General features: G+C 49.3%; 1 protein-coding gene. It reads right to left on the bottom strand.

The genetic code is table 11. The annotated features are described in order from the left end of the window. Positions 1-428 (bottom strand): pyridoxal phosphate-dependent decarboxylase family protein (locus tag HBA93_RS18770; RefSeq protein WP_286202055.1); only part of this gene is annotated, 428 nt, incomplete at both ends.

Genomic DNA, 428 nt, shown 5'->3' with positions numbered 1-428 from the left:
AACTCCGCAACTGATTGGTTGGAATAACATTTTATGGAAATCAATCGTCACGGAATGTGCGCGTTCAATACCTTTAAGCTGGTCGCGATGCGGTGTGAAAAGCAATCCGCCGCCATAGGCTGCATCGACATGAAGCCAGAGATTATGCAGTTCCGCTATATCGGCAATCTCGGATAAAGGATCAATCGCACCCAGATCAGTGGTGCCTGCAGTGGCGACAATTGCAAGCGGCACTTTACAGTTTTGTCTGCTTTTCATGATGGCCGGATGCAGTTGCGCGGCAGACATGCGGCCGTTTTCATCAACTGGCACCGGAATAACCGCATCGCCGCTAAGGCCGAGAATACGCGCACTTTTGCGAATGCTGAAATGGGCATTTTCAGATGTGAAGATGACGAAATTTTTGCGTTCAATTTCCGGCATCTGCT

Source organism: Ochrobactrum sp. SFR4 (assembly GCF_019730395.1).
Lineage (GTDB): Bacteria > Pseudomonadota > Alphaproteobacteria > Rhizobiales > Rhizobiaceae > Pseudochrobactrum.
Note: the sequence above shows the minus strand (reverse complement) of the source record. Positions and strands in the feature narration are given on the sequence as shown.